We start from the raw sequence: 4322 nt of genomic DNA, 5'->3' as shown, positions 1-4322 counted from the left end.
CGTTGTTGTCGTAGGCGCGGCCCCGCGTCAGGGCCGCCGTGTCCCAGGCGTCGAACCGGCGAGTGTCGTTCAGCGCCGACAGCGCCGTCGCGCCGTGCTCGGCGAGCGCGAGATCACGCAGGGCCGGCAGGCCGTTCGCGTCCCCCCGGATCTCGCCGCTCGACGTGGGCGGCGTGGTGCTGATGTCGTACACCTTGACCGTGGCGGGGCTGACCCCGGACTCCCCCGCCACCAGCGTGTTCCCGGCGACGGCGACGAGCGGGGCACCGGTCGTGGCCGGCCCGACCCGGACGAGGGTGGGGGTCGCCGCCGACGTGACGAGGCCGAGGACGCCTCCCCCGCCCGCTCCGCCGCAGCCGAACCCGATCCACAGCCGGTCGTACGCCTGCGCCAGGCTCGACGGGCACGGGTACGCGGTGAGGTCGATGCGCCTGCTGATGGCGAGGGTGGTGCTGTCGATCTCGATCACCTCGTTCGAGCCGCGCAGCGCCGCGTACACCTTCCTGCCGTCCTCCGGCGAGGCCAGGGCGACGGCGCCGGACAGGCCGGGGATCGCGCCGACGACCTTGCCGTCGGTGGAGGTGACCACGATCCGGTCGCCGGCGGCGACGAAGACCTTCCTGTTGCGCGCCACCACGTCGCCGCCCTCCCCGGCGACGCCGAGGTCGGAGACGGTCGCGGCGTCCGCGGCGGTCGCGGCGGTGGGCGTCTGGGTGACGAGCAGGGCCGCCGCCAGGAGCAGGGGCCCGGCCCACGCGACTAATCGGCGGGGCAGATGAGCACGGGCAGAGGTCGATGTGCGCACAGGCACTCCGTTCTGGAGACGTCCTGGCATGACTGCGGGGCTCGCCTCCGTTGACGATCTTCGACAATCGAACACATATTCGCATATTGGTAGGCTGTCGTCCAGAACACTTCGATCACGGTGCTCCTCGAAGCAGGCGCTTGACTTACCAGGGCACGCGTCGGTTACTGGACATGACAACGGCGAGCGCGGGTGCGTCAGGCGGGAAGTCGATGAGCGCCGTCCGGGCCAGGCAAGGGGAAGGAACACCGTCATGACGGCCGCCCCAGATCAGGACATGTCCGGCTCGTTGCCCGAGTTCCCCGGCGTCAGGGCGGCGGCGTGCCCGTTCGACCCGCCGCCGGCCCTGCAGGCGCTCCGGCAGGACGCGCCGCTGACCCGGGCACGGCTGCGCGACGGCGGCACCGTGTGGCTGGTCACCGGCTACGCCGAGCAGAAGGCGGTGCTGAGCCATCCGCAGGTCAGCTCCGACGTCACCCGGCCCGGCTACCCGCTGCCGGTCCTGGCGCCCAACCGGCCCGACAGCGCGATCAGCTTCGTCTTCATGGACGACCCCGAGCACCACCGGCTGCGCCGCATGGTGCAGGGGGCGTTCACCGTCAAGCGGGTCGAGACCATGCGCCCGGCCGTGCAGCGCATCGTCGACCGTCTCATCGACGACCTGCTGGCGGGGCCGAGGCCGGTGGACCTGGTGGAGGCGTTCGCGCTGCCGGTGCCGTCGCTGGTGATCTGCGAGCTGCTCGGCGTCCCGTACGCCGACCACGGCTTCTTCCAGGACAACAGCCAGATCATCGTCAAGCGGGACGTGTCGGTCGAGGACCGGACGGCCGCGGGCGGGCGGCTGCGGCAGTACCTGGACGGGCTCGTCGGCGACAAGCTCGTCCGCCCCGGCGACGACCTGCTCTCCCAGGTGGCCGCCCGGGTCACGGCCGGTGAGCTGACCAGGCAGGAGGCGGCCCAGATGGGCGTCCTGCTGCTCGTGGCCGGCCACGAGACCACCGCCAACATGATCGCCCTCGGCACCCTCGCGCTGCTCCGCCATCCCGGCCAGCTCGCCCTGCTGCGCGGGAGCGACGACCCCGCGCTGATCGCGGGCGCGGTGGAGGAGCTGCTGCGCTACCTGAACATCACCCACGGCGGACGCCGCCGGGTGGCCAAGGAGGACATCGAGATCGGCGGCCAGGTCATCCGCGCGGGCGAGGGCATCATCGTGGCCAACGACATCGGCAACCGCGACCCCGAGATCTTCCCCGCCCCGGACGAACTGGACGTGCGCCGCGACGCCCGCCGGCACGTGGCCTTCGGCTTCGGCGTCCACCAGTGCCTGGGCCAGCCCCTGGCCCGGCTGGAGCTGCAGGTCGCCTACGGCACCCTCTACAGGCGCATTCCCACCCTGGCCCTGGCCGCCGAGTTCGAGAAGATCCCCTTCAAGCACGACGGCCAGGTGTACGGGGTGTACGAGCTCCCCGTGACCTGGTGACCGCACCAGCTCCGCGCCACCCCGTCAGGGAAGGGCGTCAGCCCTTGCGTCCTCAGGAACGAGACCTCACGGCCGACAGGCCGCCTCGCAGGGCGACGACCAGGAGCACGGTGGCGGCGACGTACAGGCAGAGCTCCACGGTCGAGCGGAGGCCGGCAGCCGTTCCCATGACTCCACCGGCCGCCGCTCCGATCGCCGTGCCGAGCTCGAGAACGAGAGCGCCGACGGCCATTGATCTCGCGACCGCGTCCGACGGGACGGATGCGGGTATCGCCGACATCATGAGGACGACGAAGACGCTGCCGCCGGCGCTGCCGACCAGTTCGTTGGATGAAGTCGTCGATCTGGAACCTGAGCCGGCGTCGGCGGGCCTCGGAGCTGTCATGCAGAGCGCTGTTCACGTGCGGGGCCAGTGCGGCGGCCAGCAATGTGGTGGTGACCGAGGCCAAGGTGGAAACGTCGTCGTGGGTGAAGTAGCCGGGATCCCGTACGAGTCCGGTCACCCAGCGGGCGAAGACCGCGCCCATGCCGTGCCGCGTGTCGAAGGCGACCGCGGTCAGCCGGTCGGCCACGTTCGACGGGAGGGGCATCATCAGGCGGGGGATCTGGAGCGTGAGCGTCGAGTGCGGTGCGCTCGACCGATCGCACCTGCGCCAGCCCTCGTAGGGGCGTGAGGTGTCGAGCACCACGAATTGCCCGGCGGTCATGGCGGCCTGCCGTCCCGCCTGGGACAACCCCCCGTCACCGGCGAGGAAAAGATTGATGTTGTACGCCTCCGGATCGAACTGCCTGATCAGCGACGTCGGCCGGCGTACCTGGATGGGGCCGTGGTTGAGCATGGCCATCTGCACGCCCTGCAGCTCCAGCACCCGCCCGGGAAGAACGGGTTCACCGGGTTCGTCGCTGTGAATGAGTGAAGGCGCGAGGTCCAGAACCCCTTGCTGCTGCCAGCGCGCCTGCGCGGCATTCGCGGAGCGGCTTTCTGCGGACCTGTCCGCGCCGAAATCATCAATGTGCACGCCGTTCCCTTCCGGTTAATCGGTCATGACATTCACGGAATCGCACACGTAGAAGCTGCTGGGCCCAGCGGGCGTCAGTCAAACAAATATGTGCGCGAAAAGGCGTGGCGCCGCGTAATCGGCTACCTCTGTTCATCGTCCTGAGCACGACGCCCCCGCCGGCCGCGACCAGCTAGCCGAGATACTGCTCAAAAACAAGCGGACGCGCGCAAGGAGCCGGGCGCAACGGCCCGCGCTGCGTCCCTCCGACGTGCCCGCGTGAGCCGTGCCGGCTGCGGCGCGGCCCCGGTGCCCGTGGTCATCCGGTGGCCGGGCAGGTGGTGCCGGGCGGCGGGAGTCTCAGGCTCGTCAGGTAACGGTTGACGTGGGCGGTGACGCAGCCGGTGTCGCCGTAGAGGTAGAGCATGTGGCCGTGCCCCTCGTACCGGACGCTGGACGAGCCCGGCACCGGGCGGACGACCTCCGCGACCTCGTCGTGGTCCGTCCAGCTGCCGACCCCCAGGAACGGCGTCAGGCCGCGGGCGGGCAGCGGCGCCGGCGGGTTGGTGACGGGCGCGGGCCAGCCGACGCAGGCCAGCGGCCACCAGGCCCGCTGCCCGGCGAAGTCCGGCGACAGCTCCGCCGCCCTCCGGAGCGCCTCGCGGTAGGCGGCGTAGCTGCCGTATCCCGCGCCGTCCAGGCAGTGCGTCATGTTCTGCCCGGCGAGCGAGGGCACCTTGGGGCTGCCCGACGACTGCCGCACGTAGTCGGCGAACCCCGAGGCGTCGCCGCCGGCGGCCTTGTCGATCGCGGCGGCGAGCTGGGCCCAGCGCGGCACGTCGGGTTCCCGGCCCGGCGAGGTGAAGCTGGGGGCGGCGGCGACCTTCAGGTCGAACCCGCTGTAGGCGGCCCCGGACGGATCGTTCTTCACCGGCACCGGTGAGCGGTCCGCGGCGGTCACCAGCCCGCGCCACACCTCGCCGACGTCCCGGCCGCCGGGGTGACGGCGCTGTTCGTCCTCGTCGGCATCCCCGCCACG

Annotated in this window: 4 protein-coding genes; 1 reads left to right on the top strand and 3 read right to left on the bottom strand. The window is 71.5% G+C overall.

What is annotated here, in order from left to right; all coding sequences use genetic code 11:
• Positions 1-805, bottom strand: an 805-nt coding sequence (locus ACWCSD_RS48840) for a hypothetical protein (RefSeq protein WP_449926052.1), incomplete at its 3' end; no start/stop codon positions are given.
• Between the two features lie 253 nt (positions 806-1058).
• Here ACWCSD_RS48840 and ACWCSD_RS48835 point away from each other — a divergent pair.
• Positions 1059-2285, top strand: a complete 1227-nt coding sequence (locus ACWCSD_RS48835; protein WP_449926049.1) for a cytochrome P450 — start codon at positions 1059-1061, stop codon at positions 2283-2285.
• On the opposite strand, the gene ACWCSD_RS48830 is transcribed toward ACWCSD_RS48835, so the two are convergent.
• On the bottom strand, positions 2180-3304 hold the full coding sequence (locus ACWCSD_RS48830) for an AraC-like ligand-binding domain-containing protein (RefSeq protein ID WP_449926047.1): 1125 nt from the start codon (positions 3302-3304) through the stop codon (positions 2180-2182). The genes ACWCSD_RS48835 and ACWCSD_RS48830 overlap by 106 nt on opposite strands.
• Before the next feature lie 298 nt (positions 3305-3602).
• Positions 3603-4322: alpha/beta hydrolase (locus ACWCSD_RS48825; protein ID WP_449926044.1), on the bottom strand; the 720-nt coding region annotated here is incomplete at its 5' end.

This window comes from Nonomuraea sp. NPDC001684, from assembly GCF_053596515.1.
This window is presented reverse-complemented; position numbering and strand designations above follow the sequence as displayed.